This is a genomic window from Roseomonas alba, from assembly GCF_019430885.1.
GTDB lineage: Bacteria > Pseudomonadota > Alphaproteobacteria > Acetobacterales > Acetobacteraceae > Neoroseomonas > Neoroseomonas alba.
Window position 1 is genome coordinate 719,455 of sequence record NZ_JAHYBZ010000002.1, and the last position, 18,469, is coordinate 737,923.

The 18,469-nt window shown below is 68.3% G+C and carries 17 protein-coding genes; 14 read left to right on the forward strand and 3 right to left on the reverse strand.

Features of this window, described 5'->3' with window-relative positions; translation table 11 throughout:
* The first annotated feature begins 31 nt into the window (after positions 1-31).
* Complete coding sequence (locus KPL78_RS07865; RefSeq protein WP_219762344.1) at positions 32-541, forward strand: YqhA family protein; 510 nt, start codon at positions 32-34, stop codon at positions 539-541.
* Positions 542-772: 231 nt separating this feature from the next.
* Positions 773-1,423 carry a hypothetical protein gene (locus KPL78_RS07870; RefSeq protein WP_219762345.1) on the forward strand — a complete coding sequence of 217 codons (651 nt, stop codon included), beginning with the start codon at positions 773-775 and terminating at the stop codon, positions 1,421-1,423.
* Here the strand turns inward: KPL78_RS07870 and KPL78_RS07875 are convergent.
* Entirely contained in the window at positions 1,407-1,784 is a 378-nt protein-coding gene (locus KPL78_RS07875) for a SpoIIAA family protein (protein WP_219762346.1), read from the reverse strand. The two genes, KPL78_RS07870 and KPL78_RS07875, sit on opposite strands and share 17 nt — an antisense overlap.
* A gap of 230 nt (positions 1,785-2,014) precedes the next feature.
* Here KPL78_RS07875 and KPL78_RS07880 point away from each other — a divergent pair, with 230 nt between their 5' ends.
* From KPL78_RS07880 to KPL78_RS07895, 4 genes are all read left to right on the forward strand, one after another.
* Positions 2,015-3,037: an ABC transporter substrate-binding protein gene (locus KPL78_RS07880; RefSeq protein ID WP_219762347.1), complete on the forward strand. Its 1,023-nt coding sequence runs from the start codon at positions 2,015-2,017 to the stop codon at positions 3,035-3,037.
* 232 nt (positions 3,038-3,269) lie between these two features.
* Positions 3,270-4,079 (forward strand): ABC transporter ATP-binding protein, encoded by an 810-nt coding sequence (locus KPL78_RS07885; protein ID WP_219762348.1) that lies wholly within the window; start codon positions 3,270-3,272, stop codon positions 4,077-4,079.
* Entirely contained in the window at positions 4,069-4,902 is an 834-nt protein-coding gene (locus KPL78_RS07890; RefSeq protein ID WP_255568713.1) for an ABC transporter permease, read from the forward strand. Before KPL78_RS07885 ends, KPL78_RS07890 begins: the two co-directional genes overlap by 11 nt.
* Positions 4,902-5,612 carry a maleate cis-trans isomerase family protein gene (locus KPL78_RS07895; protein ID WP_219762350.1) on the forward strand — a complete coding sequence of 237 codons (711 nt, stop codon included), beginning with the start codon at positions 4,902-4,904 and terminating at the stop codon, positions 5,610-5,612. Before KPL78_RS07890 ends, KPL78_RS07895 begins: the two co-directional genes overlap by 1 nt.
* Before the next feature lie 995 nt (positions 5,613-6,607).
* Here the strand turns inward: KPL78_RS07895 and KPL78_RS07900 are convergent.
* Positions 6,608-7,528, reverse strand: coding sequence for a class I SAM-dependent methyltransferase (locus KPL78_RS07900; RefSeq protein ID WP_219762351.1), 921 nt, complete (start codon positions 7,526-7,528; stop codon positions 6,608-6,610).
* A gap of 144 nt (positions 7,529-7,672) precedes the next feature.
* Between KPL78_RS07900 and KPL78_RS07905 the strand changes: the two genes are divergently transcribed.
* The 8 genes from KPL78_RS07905 (at position 7,673) to KPL78_RS07940 (ending at position 16,988) form a co-directional block, all read left to right on the forward strand.
* Positions 7,673-10,579, forward strand: coding sequence for an FAD-binding and (Fe-S)-binding domain-containing protein (locus KPL78_RS07905; protein WP_219762352.1), 2,907 nt, complete (start codon positions 7,673-7,675; stop codon positions 10,577-10,579).
* Positions 10,576-11,148, forward strand: coding sequence for a DUF924 family protein (locus KPL78_RS07910; protein WP_219762353.1), 573 nt, complete (start codon positions 10,576-10,578; stop codon positions 11,146-11,148). The genes KPL78_RS07905 and KPL78_RS07910 overlap by 4 nt, the downstream gene beginning before the upstream one ends.
* Before the next feature lie 176 nt (positions 11,149-11,324).
* Positions 11,325-12,524, forward strand: coding sequence for a calcium-binding protein (locus tag KPL78_RS30645; RefSeq protein ID WP_219762354.1), 1,200 nt, complete (start codon positions 11,325-11,327; stop codon positions 12,522-12,524).
* A 294-nt stretch (positions 12,525-12,818) separates the two neighbouring features.
* Positions 12,819-13,583, forward strand: a complete 765-nt coding sequence (locus KPL78_RS07920; RefSeq protein ID WP_255568714.1) for a DUF1194 domain-containing protein — start codon at positions 12,819-12,821, stop codon at positions 13,581-13,583.
* Positions 13,584-13,967: 384 nt separating this feature from the next.
* Positions 13,968-14,546 (forward strand): pyridoxamine 5'-phosphate oxidase family protein, encoded by a 579-nt coding sequence (locus tag KPL78_RS07925; RefSeq protein WP_219762355.1) that lies wholly within the window; start codon positions 13,968-13,970, stop codon positions 14,544-14,546.
* Positions 14,543-14,791 carry a DUF3253 domain-containing protein gene (locus KPL78_RS07930; protein WP_219762356.1) on the forward strand — a complete coding sequence of 83 codons (249 nt, stop codon included), beginning with the start codon at positions 14,543-14,545 and terminating at the stop codon, positions 14,789-14,791. Before KPL78_RS07925 ends, KPL78_RS07930 begins: the two co-directional genes overlap by 4 nt.
* Positions 14,788-15,228 carry a DUF1499 domain-containing protein gene (locus KPL78_RS07935; RefSeq protein WP_219762357.1) on the forward strand — a complete coding sequence of 147 codons (441 nt, stop codon included), beginning with the start codon at positions 14,788-14,790 and terminating at the stop codon, positions 15,226-15,228. Before KPL78_RS07930 ends, KPL78_RS07935 begins: the two co-directional genes overlap by 4 nt.
* A gap of 11 nt (positions 15,229-15,239) precedes the next feature.
* Positions 15,240-16,988: an ABC transporter ATP-binding protein/permease gene (locus KPL78_RS07940; protein WP_219762358.1), complete on the forward strand. Its 1,749-nt coding sequence runs from the start codon at positions 15,240-15,242 to the stop codon at positions 16,986-16,988.
* Positions 16,989-17,126: 138 nt separating this feature from the next.
* On the opposite strand, the gene KPL78_RS07945 is transcribed toward KPL78_RS07940, so the two are convergent.
* Positions 17,127-17,963, reverse strand: coding sequence for an alpha/beta fold hydrolase (locus KPL78_RS07945; protein WP_219762359.1), 837 nt, complete (start codon positions 17,961-17,963; stop codon positions 17,127-17,129).
* Positions 17,964-18,469 lie beyond the last annotated feature (506 nt).

The following is an 18,469-nucleotide window of genomic DNA, read 5'->3' on the forward strand; positions in this document are numbered from 1 at the left end:
CCGGCCATAAGCCGGGACGGAGGTTCATCCCATGCGGCCGATTCTCACCAAATTCATTCTCGGCTGCCGCTGGCTCGCCGCCGTCTTCCTGCTGGGGCTGACCGTCGCGCTGGCGCTGTTTGCGGCACGCTTCATCACCAAGCTGGCGAAGTTCGCGGGCGGCGTCCTCGCATCCCAGGACGACCAGGCGCTGCTCGACCTGCTGCACCTGCTCGACTGGACGCTGGTCGCCTCGCTGGTGGTGATGGTGATCCTCGCTTCCTGGGACAGCCTGGTTTGGCCGCTGACCCCCGAGGGCAAGGGCGAGGGCATGTCATGGATCCGCAAGCTCGACCCGGGGAACCTGAAGGTAAAGCTGGCGGGGTCGATCGTGGCGATCTCCTCCATACAGCTTCTGCAGATGTTCCTGCGTGCCGATGCCTACTCCGACCGGACCCTCGCCTGGGCGATGGGGCTGCATGGGCTGTTCCTGGTGGGTGCGGTCGCGCTCGCCCTGACCGACCGGATCACGGAAGGCACACGGAGCACCCCGAAGGAGTGACGCGGACCGGTGGCGGCGCGGTGCCGGAAAATGGGGATTCCTTGGAATCCGTTACTGACCCATCTTAAGATGGCACGTGAAGATCGGCGACGATGCTGCACCATTCGGTAGCGTTTTCTCTCCGTCAAAACGCGAAATACGAACCAATTGGTTGAGATTTTTTCTTGTTACTCGTCAATGGAGCGTTATTGATTCTCCCATAGGTTGATTAATAGGGCGAGCATTCCTGCAATGAGCGAAATCCGGCCTCTCCTGCGTCGCCCCAAGCGGCTCGACAACGTTGTCCGCGACCGTCTGAAGACCTGGCCACAGCGGCCGCCAGGCACCGGCTCCCTGGGCGACGACGGCGCCTGGCTGCGCGGCCGGCCCTGTGACGGCGAACCCGTCGCCCAGCCATACCTCAAGATCCCCGGATCGGACCGCATGCGGACCATCCCGGATGGGCTATGGCTGCATTTCGGCGGCAGCGCCGAGGACCCCTATGCGGACATCCTCTGCATCGAGGCCTGTTCGACCTTCCAGAATCTCCTCGACAAGCGGTCGCGCTTCGCGCCCTCGACGGTCTCGCTGCTGGCGCATTGCCCACTGGCCTGGCTGCTGGCGCCGTTGCAGGCGAATGACCCGACACCGCGCTGGCGCATCATCCCCTTCCTGGCCGCCGAACCGATCACCGGCTTCAGCCTGCCCGTGCGCGATCTGCGCGTGCTCTATGGGTTGCAGCGCGACCACTATGACGGCTTCGCCCGCCATCAGGTCCCGCATCCGCACGAGTATTTCTGCCCCATGGAGGCGCTGACCGCCCATGAGGGTCACGCCAATCCGGCGATGCGCTCGCTGCTCGGGCGGGCATGCGCCGCCTCCGCCTTCATGGTGCCGCCGTGACGTCCTGGCGCGTCCAGCGCCAGGCGTCCTCGGCCTGGTCCGGGCCGAAATAGCGCATTTCCGCCTTCATCAGCGGTGCGAAGAGCGACACGGTCCAGGCCACCCAGGGCTGGTCGCCCAGGATCGCCATGCGCCCGAGATCGTTCCAATGCGCGATGCCGGTCCGCGCGTCATCGAGCATGGCGCCGGGCCCGTCCCAGCCCTGGAAGTCCCGCATGTCGATCAGGAAGGCGGGCCGTGGATTGTGCACGAGCTGTTCGTCGAGCCAGGGGTTGAGTCGGGCGTAGTCCTCCCGGCTCAGTCTGCCGCTCACCCGGATGGCCAGCAGGTCCGGGCTGGATTCGGGCAGGACTTCGAACATGGGCGCCTCCCTCCGGCAGTGCGCGGCCCGGTGCGGGCGACCCGTCGATGTGGGGCCGGGCACGCTCCCATGCGACCCGCATGGGCAGGAATCGCCCAGGGATTAGGCATGGGGCGGCGCAAAGCCCGCAGATTCCGTGACGCGGGCATGCGCCAATGCTTGCAGGCCCCGCGTCCGATGCCGCACAGATCGACCCATCGGCAACGGCCGAAACACCGGGAGACGCTCACATGGTCCTTGGCCTCAACCGACGCGCCGCGCTGCTCGCGGCCGGCGGCCTTCTTGCCGCCCCGCGCCTGGCGCAGGCTCAGGCGACGCGCGTCCGCCTGACGCTCGACTGGGCCTTCCAGGCCCCCAACGCCTTCGCCCTTGTCGCCCGGGAGAAAGGCTATTTCCGTGCGGCCGGCCTCGACGTCACCGTCGATCGCGGCCAGGGGTCGGGCGGCGTGCCGGTCGCGCTGGCCGGCGGCTCCTACGATATGGGCTATGCCGACCTGAACCCCGCCATCCGCTTCATGGCCGAGAACCCGGATCGCGGCATCGTCGCCGTGGCCGTTCTGCACGACCGCAGCCCGCTCTGCGCCATCGTGCGCGCCGACGGGCCGATCCGCACGCCGAAGGACCTCGAGGGCAAGAAGCTCGCAGCCCCGGAATTCGATGCCGGGCGCCAGCTCTTCCCCGCCTTCGCCAAGGCCGCCGGCGTCGACGCCTCGAAGGTCACCTTCCTGTCCGTCACCCCCGCGCTGCGCGAACCGATGCTGGTGCGCCGCGAGGCCGATGGCGTGACCGGCTTCGTCACCACCTCCGCCCTGGCGCTGAAGGGCATCGGGCTCGGGCTGAACCAGCAGCGCACCATGATGTATTACGACCATGGCCTCGACCTCTATGGCGGCGCGATTCTGACCACCCGCGCCTATCTGGAACGCAATCCGGACGCCGTGCGCGGCATGACCGCCGCATTGATGAAGGCCTTCATCGAGACGGTGAAGAACGGGCAGGAGATGCTCGATATCCTGAAGCGCGTGGAGCCGCTGACCGACGTGACGCTGGAACGCGAACGCCATGAGTTGAACGTCGAGAAGGTGATTATGAGCGCGAATGTCCGCGCGAACGGGATCTCGGCGGTGGACGCAACGCGGCTGCAGACGGGAATCCGGCAGGTGGAGGAGGCCTACAATCTGACGCCGCGGCTTCAGGCGGCGCAGATCTACACGGCGGATTTCCTGCCGCCGGTGGCGGACCGGAAGCTGTGAGGTTGGAGGGGCACTGCCCCTCCAAACCACCCCGCCAAAGGCCGCAAGGCCTTTGGAAACCATCGGTCACCATGTCAGCCCTGATGGGCATGCGCCCGCCCATCGTCCCGACACCGGCAGACCGATGGGATCCAAGGGCTGTGGGCCCTTGGCGGGGCTTGGCGGCACCGCTGCCAAGGTCCGGAGAGCGGCAAAGCCCCTCTCTGGTCCGCCACATGCCAGGAAGTGCTCCATGACCACCCCTCCCTTCGTGCAGATCGACGGCGTCTCAATGCGCTATGGCGGCGTCGAGGGCACGCTGGCCCTGCGCAACGCCTCGCTCGATGTCGCCGATGGCGAATTCATCGCCGTGGTCGGCCCCTCGGGCTGTGGCAAGTCCACGCTGATGCGCCTCGTCACCGGCCTGTGGCCGCCGACCGAAGGCACGGTCATCGTCGATGGCCGGGAGGTGAATGGCCCACTGTCGATCGCCGGCATGGCTTTCCAGAACCCGACGCTGCTGCCGTGGCGGAACATCCTGGACAACGTGATGCTCCCGCTCGAGGTGGTGAAGCCGCATCGCCGCCAGCTTCGGGCCCAGCGCGGGACCTATGAGCGCAAGGCGCGCGACCTGCTGAAGCTGGTCGGGCTGGAGGGCTTCGAGGCCAAGTACCCCTGGCAGCTTTCAGGAGGCATGCAGCAGCGCGCCTCGCTGTGCCGCGCCCTGGTGCATGAACCGCGGCTGCTGATGCTGGACGAGCCCTTCGGCGCCCTCGACATCTTCACGCGGGAGGATCTGTGGGACGTGATGCAGGCGGTGTGGATCGCCCGCAAGCCCACGGTGATCCTGGTGACGCATGACCTGAAGGAGGCCGTCTACCTGGCCGACCGCGTGCTGATCATGTCCTCCCGCCCCGGACGCATCATCGCCGAACGCCGCGTGCCCTATCCGCGTCCGCGGCGGCTGGAGCAGACCTATGAGGCCGAGTTCCAGGCCATCGTCCACGAATTGCGCGACCGCATCGCCGATGCCCGCCGCGGGGAGACCGCCGATGTCCGGTAAGGCCGCGCGTTCCGCCGAGGCGCTCGCCGCCGCCGCGCGCCGCCGCCGGCGGCTGGAGAACGCCCTGCCCTGGCTCGTCACGGTCTGGATGTTCCTGCTGTGGGAAGCGGCGGTGCGGCTGTTCGAGATCCCGCCCTTCATACTGCCCGCGCCGACCGACATCGCGGAGAGCATGGTGAAGTGGTGGCACCCGCTGATGACGAATGCCTGGGCGACACTGCTGACCACCTTCGTCGGCTTCATCCTGGCCGTCGGCTTCGGCCTGGCGCTCGGGGTGGCGATCGGATCCTCGGTGCTGGCCTATCGCGGGCTCTACCCGTTGCTGATCGCGTTCAATTCCGTGCCCAAGGTCGCGGTGGTGCCGATCCTGGTGATCTGGTTCGGGGCGGGCTTCTGGCCCGCCGCGCTGACGGCCTTCCTGATCTCCTTCTTCCCCATCGTGGTGAATGTCGCGACCGGCATCGCGACGGTGGAGCCGGAGTTGCGCGACGTGCTGCGCGCGTTGGGGGCCAGTTCCCACGACATCATCATGAAGGTGGGGCTGCCGCGGGCGATGCCGTATTTCTTCGCCTCGCTGAAGGTCGCGATTACCGTCGCCTTCGTGGGATCCATCATCAGCGAGACGGTGGCGGCAAATGAGGGGATCGGGCATCTGATGCTGGTGGCCTCGTCCCGCTTCGACGTGCCGCTGGTCTTCGCCGGGCTGATCGTGACGGGGGTGATGGGCGTGCTGATGTACTGGGTCGCCGTGACCATCGAGGAACGGACCACGGGCTGGGCTACGCGGGGCCAGAACGATCCGCGCCTGGCGACGGGGGGCTGATGATCCGGCTTGGCATGCTGACACCGTCGTCGAACACGGTTCTGGAACCGGCCACGGCGGCGTTGCTTGCGGACACGCCGCATATCACCGCGCATTTCCAGCGCCTGCGGGTGCTGTCGATTTCGCTGGAGGGTGGATCGACCGGCCAGTTCGACGCGGCGCCCATGGTCGCTGCGGCGGAAATGCTCGCGGACGCCAAGGTGCATGCCCTATGCTGGAACGGGACCTCGGGGTCCTGGCTCGGCCTCGATGCGGACCGGGCGATCTGCACGGCGATCACGGCGGCGACGGGCATTCCCTGCACCACCGCGACCCTCGCCCTGCTGGACGCGCTGAAGGCGTTGGGTGCGCGGCGGCTCGGCCTGGTCACGCCCTATCTTGGGTCGGTGCAGGACGCGATCGTGCAGACATTCCGCGCAGTGGGGATCGAGACGGTCGCCGAACGGCATCTGGAAGACCCCGGCAATTTCAGCTTCGCGGAGCACACCGATGCGCGCGTGACGCAGATGGTCCGCGACGTCGCGACCTCGGGCTGTGAGGCCATCGCCATCCATTGCACGAACTTCCGGGGGCTGCAGGCGGTGGCGGCCGTGCCGGACGTGCCGGTGCTCGATTCCGTCGCGGTCGCGCTGTGGGGCGCGCTGCGTGCGGCGGGCGTCCAGGCGCGGGACATGCCGGAGAGCCTCAAGCCGCTCGCGCGTCTGAGTTGAAGACGCGATAGTCGGGTTGTGACGCGCCACACCACTTCGATGCGATTTCGCATTGAGATAGTCCCGGCACGCCTGTCATGACAATCGCAGCGCGGGCGTGACGCCGACGCTCTGGCCCCGCCCGGCGCTTCCGCATCAGCAGTCCGACCCTGCCCGACCCATCCCTTTTGGAAGGGACTCCGCATGCTTCCGCGTCGTGCTTTCCGCTGCCTTCCCCTTTGTGCTGCAGCGCTGCTGCTTGCGGGCGGCATCGCGACCGCGGACCCCACGCCGCTCGACGAACTCGCGCCGCCGCACGTCATGGCCGATGCACAGGGGCAGCTCGGCCTGCTGAGCGAGCCCATCACCATGCCGGCCGGACCCACCCCCGCCGTGCTGGTGGTGCATGACGCGCTGGGCCCTGACCTGCGTGCCCTGCCCTATGTGGCGCAGCTCCTCGGGGCTGGGCTCGCAGTGCTCGAAGTGGCGCCGGAGGATGACGAACCCTTCGGTGAGCGCATACGCCGCGCGCTGCGGCTATTGGCACAACAGCCGCGCCTGCGCGGGGCGCCGATCGGCATGCTCGCCTTCGGCGCCGGCGCCCGCGCCGCGATGCTCGGCGTCGGGGAGCAGTCCGAGGTCGCGGCGCGCGTGCTGCTCTATCCCGGCTGCCGCACCCTCCTGCGCGACCTGCCTGAGGGTGCGCGGCGCGACGCGCTGCTGGTGATCCATGGCGATGCCGACCCGGCCAACCGGGCCGAGGATTGCGCCGCCGTCGCGGACCGGCTGGCGCTGCCGCATGGACGGCGGCCTATCGTCTATCGCGGCGCCGGCTATGCCTGGGACTTCCCCTCCGCCGATCCGCTCGCGCCCTGGCTATATCCGGCGCCGGGCGAAGCAATCCGGCTGCGCATCCAGCCCGCCCCGGCACTGGTCAGCTTCAGCGCCGCGGAGGCCGCCGCCTTCCTCTCCTCCGCGCTGGGGCGGACCCGGCGCTCGCGCAACGCTGACCGGCGTCAGGGCGAGGCGACCACCACGGCCTGGGTCATGTCGCGCGCCCCGCCCTTCATCGGCAGGCGGAAGATCGTCGCCAGTTCCGTCGCCGCGAAGCCCGCATCGCGCGGCATCCTCAGCAGCGCCGCGCTGTTGTAGCGCCACCAGTTGCAATCCTGCTCGCCGCCCATGTAGCGCATCAGTGGACCCATGCCCTCCGCGGCCTCGAGGTCCTGATCAATCGTCTCGGTGATCATCAGCCGTCCGCGGACCAGCGGCCGGATACACTGCAGGGCGAGCGCGGGATCGCGCAGATGCACCAGCACATTGCCCAGATTCACCAGGTCGAAGCGCCCCCATTCGGCAGGGTCGAGGCGATAGACGCTGCCGGTGCGGCGCTCGACGTGCGATCCCAGCACGTCATGGGCGATGGCGAAGCCACGGCCCGTCTTCTCCGCCAGCGCCGCAGGAGCCATGCGGGCGCGGGCGGGCGGAGGGAAATCCGCCTCGCTGAAGGTCGCGATGTCGAGGGCGACGACCTCCGCCGCGCCGCGCTTCTCGAACTCGAAGGCCCAGAAGCCGTCGAAGGTGCCGATGTCGAGCACGCGTTGCCCGGCGAGGCTGTCGGGCAGCGGGTAGCGCGGCAAGACCGGCCGGTGGTCGAAGATGCCCGGCGTCACCACCCCATGGCCAAGGTCGATCACGTGATACCAGGGCAAGGTCGCGATGCGCCGGCGCAGATCAGCGGCAGCGCCGGCCTCTTCGGGCGGCGGGACCTCGGCCAAGGGTCGGTCGGCCTCGCGCCGGGCCCGACGGTGCGCGGCCACGCCCTCATACCAGGACAGCCAGCGGGGGCCACCGACGCCGAAGCGCATTTCCGCCCCCTGCCGGCCCGCGAAAAGGCTGGCACGCAAGGGACCGAGGGACAGGCGGAAATTCGGCATGGGCGGGACTCCCGCGCACCTCATACCGCAACGACAACGATTGCGCGAGCATTAGCAGCACTTCTCCCGCCGACGAGCATTATGCATCGGACATCGCCGCCCTTGCCGGGTAGTTTCCGCCCGACTGGACCCGGAAACGCCGCGATGAACGTGATCACCCGACCGAGCCTCGGCGACAGCCGCCTGGCCGCCCGCCTGAAGCGCGAGACGCAGGGCGAGGTGCTGTTCGGCGCGGCGGATCGCGGGCGCTATGCGACGGATGCCTCGATCTACCAGGTCGAGCCCTATGGCGTGCTGGTGCCGCGGACCATCGAGGATGTGCAGGCCGCGCTGACCCTGTGCCGGGAGGAAGGCATCCCGCTGCTGCCGCGCGGGGGCGGCACATCCCAATGCGGGCAGACGGTGAACCGCGCCCTGGTGCTGGACTGCACCAAGTACCTGCGCGGCGTGGTCGAGGTGGATGCCGCGGCCCAGCGCGCGCGGGTGCAGCCGGGCATCACGCTCGGTGCGCTGAATGATGCGCTGAAGGCGCGGGGGCTGTTCTTCCCGGTCGATCCCTCCACCTGGCAGCGCTGCACCATCGGCGGCATGGCGGGGAACAACTCCTGCGGGTCGAAATCCATTCGCTATGGGCTGATGGCGGACAATGTCACCGCGATCGATGCGCTGCTCGCCGATGGGTCGCGCTTCACCTTCGGCGACCTGCCCGACAATCTGGGCGGCGATCTCCCCGCCCCGATCGCGGAGCTGATCCAGCGCCTGCGCGCCCTGGGCGCGCGGGAGGCGGAGGAGATTGCCGCACGGTTCCCGCACCAGCTCCGCCGTGTCGGCGGCTACAACATCGAAAGCCTGACGCCCGCCGCGCGGGCCGAGGGCCGTGGCAACCTTGCGCGGCTTCTCGTCGGGTCGGAGGGGACGCTCGCCTTTTCCTCCGCGCTCGATCTGAAGCTATGGCCGATCAAGCCGCGCAAGATGCTCGGCATCTGCCAGTTCCCGACCTTCCGCGCGGCGATGGCGGCATCCCAGCACCTGGTCACGCTCGACCCCGAGGCAGTGGAACTGGTGGATCGCACCATGATCGACCTCGGCCGGTCGATACCGATCTACCGCGCGACCATCGACCGGATGGTGAAGGGCGAGCCGGACAGCCTGCTGATCGTCGAATTCCATGGCCACGAGGACGCACCACTGCTGCGCGACCTCGACCGGCTGGAGGAGATGATGGCCGATCTCGGCTATCCCAACGCCATTGTCCGTGCGACCGATCCCGGCTTCCAGGCCGCCATCGCGGAAGTGCGCGAGGCAGGTCTCAACATCATGATGTCGATGAAGGGTGACGGGAAGCCGGTCTCCTTCATCGAGGATTGCGCGGTCGGCCTGGAAGACCTCGCCGACTACACCGAACGGCTGAACGATGTCTTCGCGAAGCACGGCACCAAGGGCACCTGGTACGCGCATGCGAGCGTCGGCTGCCTGCATGTCCGCCCCGTGCTGAACATGAAGGATGGCGAAGACGTGCGGAAGATGCGCGTCATTGCCGAGGAATGCTTCGCCCTGGTGCGAGAATACAAGGGCAGCCATTCGGGCGAGCATGGCGACGGCATCGTCCGGTCCGAATTCAACGAGCCGATGTTCGGATCGCGCATCGCCCGCGCCTTCGAGGAGGTGAAGGACAGCTTCGATCCTTCCGCCCTGCTGAACCCCGGGCGCGTGGTGCGGCCGCCGAAGATGGATGACCGCACGCTGTTCCGCTACGCGCCCGGCTATGCGGCGGACCCCGCCATCACGCCCGCGCTCGACTGGTCGGAGTATCCGGGCCCGCTCGGCGGCCTGCTGTCCGCAGTCGAGATGTGCAACAACAACGGCACGTGCCGGAAGTTCGACGCCAATGTCATGTGCCCCTCGTACCGCGCGACGCGGGACGAGCAGCACCTGACGCGCGGGCGCGCCAACACGCTGCGCCTCGCGCTGACGCGGCAGCTTCCGGGCGCGCTCGCCTCGGACGAAGTCGCGGAGGCGATGAAACTCTGCGTCTCCTGCAAGGGCTGCAAGCGCGAATGCCCAACCGGCGTCGACATGGCGCGCATGAAGATCGAGGTGCTGGCCGCCCGTGCGAAGATCCACGGCATCGGCTGGCGCGAACGTCTCATCGCCACCATGCCGCGCTGGGCGCGCTGGGCGTCGCTGCTGCCGCCGCTCGCCAATGCGCGCGACCTGATCCCGGGCCTGACCAGACTGTCGGAGCACATGCTGGGACTGGCCGCCGAACGGTCCCTGCCCCGCTTCGTCTGGTCGTCCTTCCATGATGACGAGTTGCGCGCACCGGATGGCCGCGAGCGCGAAGTCATCCTGCTGCCCGATGTGTTCAACCGCTATTTCGAACCCGACAATCTGCGCGCCGCCATCACCGTGCTGCGCGCGGCCGGCTACGATCCCGCCATCGCACGCCCCGCGCGCGGCACGCGGCCGCTCGACGAAGGTCGCACCCTGCTCGCCGCCGGGCTGGTGCAGCGGGCGCGTGCCGAGGCCCGACGCACGCTCGACGCGCTCGTGCCATTCGCGTCGCCGGTGATCGGCATCGAACCCTCCTCCCTGACCACGCTGCGCGACGAATTCCTCACCCTGCTGCCGGGGGAACCAGCCCGCGCGCTTGCCGCGCGAGCCTTCCTGCTGTCCGAATTCCTCGAAGCCGAGAAGGCGGTCCTGCCGCTCAAGCGCCTCGACGCCGAGGTCCACATCCACGGCCACTGCCACCAGAAGGCCTTCGGCGCCTTCCCGCCGGCGGTCGCGCTGCTCAAGCGCATCCCAGGGCTGACCGTGACGCCCATCACTTCCTCCTGCTGCGGCATGGCGGGCGCCTTCGGCTATCAGGCGGAGACGATCCAAACCTCCAAGGCGATGGCGGAACTGTCTCTGCTGCCGGCGGTCCGCGCGGCGAAACCGACTGCCTACATCCTTGCGGACGGCACCTCCTGTCGGCATCAGATCGCCGACCTCGCGGGACGCGAGGCACTGCATTCCGTCCGCATCCTGGAGAAAGCCCTGGCATGACCTCCCCTCGCCTTGTTCTCGACTTCTGGTTCTCCGAGGGGACCGACACCTTCCGCGATGCCTGGTTCAGGAAGTCTGACGAATTCGACGATGCGGTGCGCGTCACGCTCGGGAACCTGTCCGCTGCCGCTGCGGCCGGTGCGCACAATGACTGGGTGCAGACGGCGGACGGTGCATTGGCGCTTGCCATCCTGCTCGACCAGGCGCCGCGCAACCTGCATCGCGGCAGCGCGCAGGCCTTCGCCGCCGATCCCCTGATGCGCGACCTGGCGCGCGACGCGATCCTCCAGCGCCGGCATGACCTCGGGCTGACGCCGACCCAGCGGATCTTCCTCTACCTGCCTTTCGAGCATTCCGAAGCGATGGCCGACCAGGATCTCTCGGTCACGCTGTTCGAAGGGCTGCGTGACGACCCGCGCCAGGCGAAGCCGGGCGGGACCATCGACTATGCGTGGCGGCATCGTGCGGTGGTCGCGCGATTCGGTCGCTTTCCGCATCGCAACGCGGCACTCGGGCGGATCGATACGCCTGAGGAGCAGCATTGGCTTGCGGCTGGCGGCGGGTTCTGAAAGACGCCGCGGCCCCTCAGCCAAGAACAACCGAATTCGCAATGAATTATTGCCACGGAGTCACTTAAGAAGACTTCAATCGACGGCGCGCATGTTCTCCCCACCTCGGGCCGATGGCCGCCGCCCTTTCCCGGGCCGACGTCGGATCGCAGGACACAAGCACGGGAGATACTGACTTGGCGATAATCGGGACCGTCGACGACGACACGCTCATCAATTCGGGCCTCACGCCGCAACTCATGCGCGGCCTGGGCGGCGCCGACATGCTGACCGCGGCGGTTGCCGGCGACATCCTCGTCGGAGGCCTCGGCAACGACACGCTCGTGGCCAGCGGCAGCGGCACGCAGCTGTACGGCCAGGCCGATAACGACAGCCTGGCCGGCGGCGCGGGCGACGACTTCTTGCATGGCGGCAACGGCGCGGACGTGATCAACGGGCAGGAGGGCAACGACACGATCGTCGGCGGCAATGGCGCCGACACGATCAGTACCGGCGATGGTTTGAACCGCGTCTTCGCCGGGGCGGACGACGACCTCGTCACAGGCAGCATCGGCAGCGATACGATCTTGGCCGGCGACGGCAACGACACCGTCACGGGGAGCAGCACGGCGTCCAGGATCTACGCCGGAGCCGGCGATGATTCGATCCAGGGCGGCATCGGCACCAACTTTCTCGCTGGGGGTGACGGCGCCGATACGATCTGGAGTTCCGGCATTTCTGACACCATCCTCGGTGGCAGCGGCAATGACTACCTGTTGGGCGGCATGGGCATTGGACGCCTCACCGGTGGTGAGGGCGCCGATACGCTGATTGGCGGCTTCGGCCCCGAATGGCTGATCGGCGGCAGCGGCGACGACAGCATCGTGACCGGCGGCGGCTTCGACTCGGTCATGGGTGGCGCCGGAAACGATTTCATCACCGCCAACGGAATGATCATCAGCCCGCTCGGCATTCTGGTCCATGGCGGCACCGGCGGCGACACAATCATCGGCAATTGGGGCAGCGACACGCTCGCTGGCGATGGCGGCAATGACAGCCTGTACGGAAGCGATGGCATGGACACGCTCATCGGCGGCGTGGGCGCCGATACGCTGGACGGTGGCTTCGACGCGGATGTCCTGACCGGCGGTACCGGGGCGGACGTCTTCGTTCTCAACAACATGCTGATGACGCCCTTCGCGGACACGATCACCGACTTCGACCATGGCGAGGGCGACGTCCTGCTGGTCACCGACGCGATCATGGCTTCCATCATGCAGAGCAGCGCCATCGCCATCGGCACGGGCGTGCAGATGAGCTTCGGCGTTCAGAGCGTCTATCTCGAGGGTGTGCTGGTGAGCGATGTCAGCGCGGACTGGTTCATGACCCCGGTCTGACGCCGCGCCCGTCCGGGCACGCAACGGGGCGGCGGCCACGCCGCCCCGCAACCATCCGGCGGAGGACCAAGCAGCCGCGCAACGACTGACCTCGGACATTCCTCGCCCGATACGGCTCTGGATCGCGGCAAACACGCCAGGATCCGTCGTGCGTTTGCGCAATTTTGGTCAGCTTCGCTCACTCTCTTGTTGCGCTGCACAATAAATTCTGGCATCAGCGACACATGACCTTCACACAGAAGGCTAAGGGAAGGACAGCACTCGGACGCACGGCTCCATCGGAGGTTTTCCCTGATGTCGCGTAGCCAGTTGCCTCGTCGCCTTGTCCTGTCCGCCAGCCTTGGTCTCGCTGCCCCGGCCCTGATCACCTCGCGCAGCGCGCGCGCCGCGACCGAGGTCGATGTCGAACTCATCCTCGCCGTGGACGTCTCCCGCTCGGTCGATACCGAGGAGATGGAGATGCAGATGCGGGGCTATGCCGAGGCCTTCCGTGATCCGCGCCTGGCCGAGGGCATCGCCGGCGGGCCGCTCGGCGCCATCGCCGTCACCCTTTTTGTCTGGTCGGACTGGAACATCCAGAACACGCTGGTCCCGTGGATGAAGCTGGAGGACTCGACCTCCTGCGAACGCTTCGCCCGCGCGATCGACGGGGCTTCCCGCGAGACCTACCTCTACACCTCGATCTCCGGCGCGATCGACTACGCCTCCCAGCAGTTCGGCCAGCGCTATGACGGCATGCGCCGCGTCGTCGACATCTCCGGCGACGGGGTGAGCAACTCCGGCCGGCCCCTCGCCGCCGCGCGGGCCGAAGCCCTGGAGAAGGGCATCGTGCTGAACGGGCTCGCCGTGCTCGACCGGTCGCCGCAGCCTGCTGTCCTGCTGGCCGGCCTGCCGCCGGTGGACGAATACTACCGCGACGAAGTCATCGGCGGGCCCGGGGCCTTCCTGATGGTGGCCGAAGGCTACGACGCCTTCGCCAACGCGGTGCGGCGGAAGATCATCCGCGAGATCGCCGCCGTACCGGCCCAGGGGCCGCTGGTGGAACGCGCCTTCGGGTGATGGCAGGGCAGCGCGGTCGCTAGACACGGCGGTCGCTGCGGTGAGGGGCTTTGCCCCTTTCCCGGAGTTCACCCGACCACGGAGACCCATTCACGTTGCCGCGCAACATGAATGGGAGCCCGCATAGGCCAAAGGGCCTTTGGAAACCGATACGTTGAGTTGGGTGAAGCGGCCTGTTCGGGATGCCGAAGGGCGTCCGGTGGATCGCGGCTCGTCCCTGCTTCCGGCACCGCGTGCAACGCCCCTCACCAGATCGGCGCCTCCGGGCGATGCAGGACGCGCAGCAACGCCCGGAACCGTGGGACCGGGCGATGACGTGCCCACGCCACTTGCCGGCGAAACGCCCCCCTTGCGCACCGCCACCGCGGCGCCATACCGGCGCTGATGCCCGCCGAATCCGCCCCCGGCCTGACCCAGGCCCTGGATCTCGCCTTCCAGGCACTCGCCGGAGGCGTGACGGATCGGCGCAGCCCCTTCCACACCCCCGCCCTCGCCACGGTCGCGCGGGACGGCGCCCCTTCCCTGCGCACCGTCATCCTGCGGGCCTTCGATCCGGCGACGCGGCGTCTGCGCATCCACACCGACAGCCGCAGCCCCAAGACGGCCGAACTGCGTGCCGAACCCCGCGCCGCCCTGCTGGCCTATGATCCCGCAACCCACACGCAGCTCCGCCTGGCCGGCCGCGTCACCCTGCATGACTGCGATGCCATCGCCGAGGACGCCTGGGTCACCAGCCGCGAATCGAGCCGCATGACCTATGCCGCCGCCCTTGCCCCGGGCGCGCCCCTGCCCGCCCCCCTCGCCGGGCCGGACGACCCTCAGGCCGGCCGCATCCATTTCGTCGCGGTCGTCATGACCATCGACTGCCTCGACTGGCTGCTGCTGGACCCCGCCGGGCATCGCCGCGCGCGCTTCACTTGGGACGAAACCGGGGCGATGCGCGCAAGCTGGATTGCACCATGACCGAACCCGCCATCCGCGAGGCCATCCTCGCCCAGACCGCCGCCTGCCCGCCCGGCCGCAGCATCTCGCCTTCCGACGTCGCCCAGGTGTTGGAACCGGAGGGCTGGCAATCCCTGCTGACCCGCATCCGGCGCGAGGCCGTGCTGCTGGCACGGGAGGGTCGCATCGACATCCTGCGCAAGGGCAAGCCGGTCGATCCCGAAGCCGAGATCCGCGGCGTCATCCGCCTGCGGGCGCGTCCGTGATCGGCCTGCTCTTCTCCCGCGGGGCGGAGGGCATTCCCCCGCCCGATCCGGTCGATTTCGCGACGCTGGCGCTGCCCGCCACGCCCAACACCTGCCTGCTGACGCCGACCACGGCGCCCGGCGCGGGCCACCTGCATCACGACCCCTTCCCCGTCAGCCCCGACGCTGCCTTCGCCGCCATCCGTGGCGTGGCGGCCGCGCAGCCGCGCACCTTCCCCCTCGCCGACTGGCCGGACCGCCGCCAGGCGCAATGGGTCGCCCGCAGCCGGCTGATGAACTTCCCCGACATCATCGTGGCGGAATGCGCGCCGAGCGGCGGGGGCACCGGCCTCTGGCTCTATTCGCGCAGCCTGATGGGACGGTCGGATTTCGGCGTGAACCGCGCGCGCGTCCTCGACTGGCTCCGCGCCTTCGAGGACCGGCTGCGCCGCGGCTGAAGGAGAACACCATGCGACGCCTCGGTCCCTTCCTGCGCGATGCCTGGCATCTCGCGCGGCCCTACTGGTCCAGCGAGGATCGCTGGAAGGCGCGCGGGCTGCTCGCCGTGGTGGTGGCGCTGAACCTGTCCCTGGTGGGGATGACGGTGCTGCTCACCTATTGGCAGCGCGCCTTCTACAACGCGCTCGAGGCGAAGGACTGGGACGCCTTCATGGCGCTGCTCTTCACCTGGCATCGCAGCGAGGATGGAGGACTGCTGCCGTCCTTCTGCATCGTCGCCGTGCTCTACATCCTGATCGCGGTCTACCAGCTCTACCTCCGCCAGGCGCTGCAGATCCGCTGGCGCCGCTGGCTGACCGAGGTCTACCTGACCAACTGGCTCGGCGACCGCGCCTATTACCGCATGGCGCTGACCGACCCGACCACCGACAACCCCGACCAGCGCATTGCCGAGGATGCGCGCCTGTTCGTGGACGCCACCCTGTCGCTCGGTCTCGGGCTGATGAATTCGGTGGTGACGCTGGCCTCCTTCATCGTGGTGCTGTGGTCGCTGTCGGGGCCGCTGACCGTCTTCGGCGTGGACATCCCCGGCTACATGGTCTGGGTGGCGCTGGTCTATGCGGCGGCGGGCACGGTGCTCGCGCATGTCATCGGCAAGCCGCTGATCGCGCTGAACTTCACCCAGCAGAAGGTCGAGGCCGATTTCCGCTACGCCCTGGTGCGCTTCCGCGAAAATGTCGAAGGCGTCGCCCTGCATGGCGGCGAGGAGGATGAGAAGCGCGGCCTGACCCAGCGCTTCCGCGCGCTGATGGAAAACTGGTGGTCCATCATGACCGCCACCAAGCGCCTGACCTTCTTCACCGCCGGCTACACGCAGGTCGCGGTGGTCTTCCCCATCGTGGTCGCCGCACCCGGCTATTTCGCCGGGCGCATCCCGCTGGGCGGGCTGATCCAGACCAGCAGCGCCTTCGGCCAGGTGCAGGGCGCGCTGTCCTGGTTCGTCGACAACTACGCCAGCCTGACCGAGTGGCGCGCGACGGTGGAGCGTCTGACCGGCTTCACCCGCGCCGTGCAGGCCGCGCGCCGCGCCGATGGCGGGCCGATCGTGGCGAAGGGTGACTCTCCCGATCTGTCGCTGAAGGGCGTGACGCTTTCCCTGCCCGATGGCCGCGTGCTGCTGGACCATGGCGAGGCCACCGTCGCGCCGGGTGATTCTGTGGTCATCACCGGCGCCTCGGGGGCCGGGAAGTCCACCCTGTTCCGCGCCATCGCCGGCATCTGGCCCTTCGGATCGGGGCGCATCGCACTGCCGGCGCAGGGGCGTAGCCTGTTCCTGCCGCAACGGCCCTATATCCCGCTCGGCAGCTTGAAGCGCGCCGTCTGCTATCCCGAGAACGAGGCCGAGTTCACCGACGACGCCGTGGCGGCGGCACTGGAAGCGGCTGAGCTCGGCCATCTCGTACCGCGCCTGCATGAGGCCGAGACCTGGGACCGCCGCCTGTCCGGCGGCGAGCAGCAGCGTCTCGCCCTCGCCCGCGCCCTGCTGCTGAAGCCCGATTGGCTGTTCCTGGATGAGGCAACGGCGAGCCTCGATCCCGCCGCGGAGGAGCGGCTCTATGCGAAGCTGAAGGAGAGGCTGCCGGGGACGGCGCTGATCTCCATCGCGCATCGGCCAGCGGTGGCGCAGTTCCACGACCGCGCCTTGCGGGTCGAGGACAGGGCGCTGCGACCGCAACAGGCGTCACTGCGCCCCGCCTGAGCCGTCAGGGTCTGATCTGCTCGCCGATCAGATCCGCCGACGACGCCGGGGACCACGCCGGCGCCACGCTGCAGACCGTGCCGCGCGGCGCCGGAGGAGAGCCGATGGCAACCTCCCTCCGGCGCCGCTTCTGTCGCGTCAGGCCTTGATGAAGGCCAGCAGATCCGGGTTGATCACCTCGGCATGGGTGGTGAGCATGCCGTGCGGATAGCCCGGATAGACCTTGAGCGTGCCGTTCTTCAGCAGCTTGATGGACTTCAGCGCGGCGTCGGCGATCGGCACGATCTGGTCGTCATCGCCATGCATCACCAGCGTCGGCACGGTGATGGCCTTCAGGTCCCCGGTCTGGTCGGTTTCCGAGAAGGCCTTGATGCCCTCGTAATGCGCCTTGGCGCCGCCGATCATGCCCTGGCGCCACCAATTCTGGATCACGCCCTGATGGACCTGGGCGCCGGGGCGGTTGAAGCCGTAGAAGGGCCCCGACGGCACATCGAGGAAGAACTGCGCGCGGTTCGCCGCGAGTGCGGCACGGAAGCCGTCGAAGACCTCGATCGGCAGGCCCTCGGGGTTCGCCTCGGTCTTGAGCATCAACGGCGGCACGGCACTGACCAGCACCGCCTTGGCGACGCGGCCGGCCGGCTCGCCATGCTTCGCGACATAGCGCGCGACTTCGCCGCCACCCGTCGAATGCCCGATATGGACGGCGTTGCGCAGGTCCAGATGCTCGGCGACCGCGAAGGCGTCGGCCGCATAGTGGTCCATGTCGTGGCCGTCGCTGACCTGGGTCGAACGGCCATGGCCGCGCCGGTCATGGGCCACGACACGGAAGCCCTTCTGCACGAAGAAGAGCATCTGCGCGTCCCAGTCGTCGGAGGACAGCGGCCAGCCATGGTGGAACATGATCGGCTGGGCGTCCTTCGGACCCCAATCCTTGTAGAAGATATCGACGCCATCAGTAGTGGTGACGAACGGCATGTCAGCAGTTCCTTCCTTCAGTGGCTTTCGGATGCGGCGAACATGGCCTTGGCGTCGATGATGCCAAGGCCGCAGGCGCCGCCGCAGCGCTTCGCGAATCCGGGAATGAGATTGTCGATCCCGGCCGGCATGCTGTCGCGCTGCCGCCCGAGACGGTCGCATGACAACCGCCGCGTCGATCGACCTGATCGTAAAGACCCTTTGCGACCCGACATCGATCATGATTCCGGACGTGCCTGGTCGGGTCAGGCAGACTCTTTCCCGGCATCGGCATGGCGGCATCCCGCGGTGGTGCGAACGCAGTCGTAGTGAGGAACGTGGTCGCGACGCCATCATGCGTTGGTATGGAAGGCTCTGGCCGTTCGGATAGGGTGCGGCATCGGCAGGTCCGCGCGAGGCGCGCCCGTCGCCGGATCGACCTGCCGAAGGTCTTCCTGATGCTGGCCTGATTGCACTGCCGCGTTGGAGGGGCTTTGTCCCTCCAAACCACCCCACCAAAGGCCGAA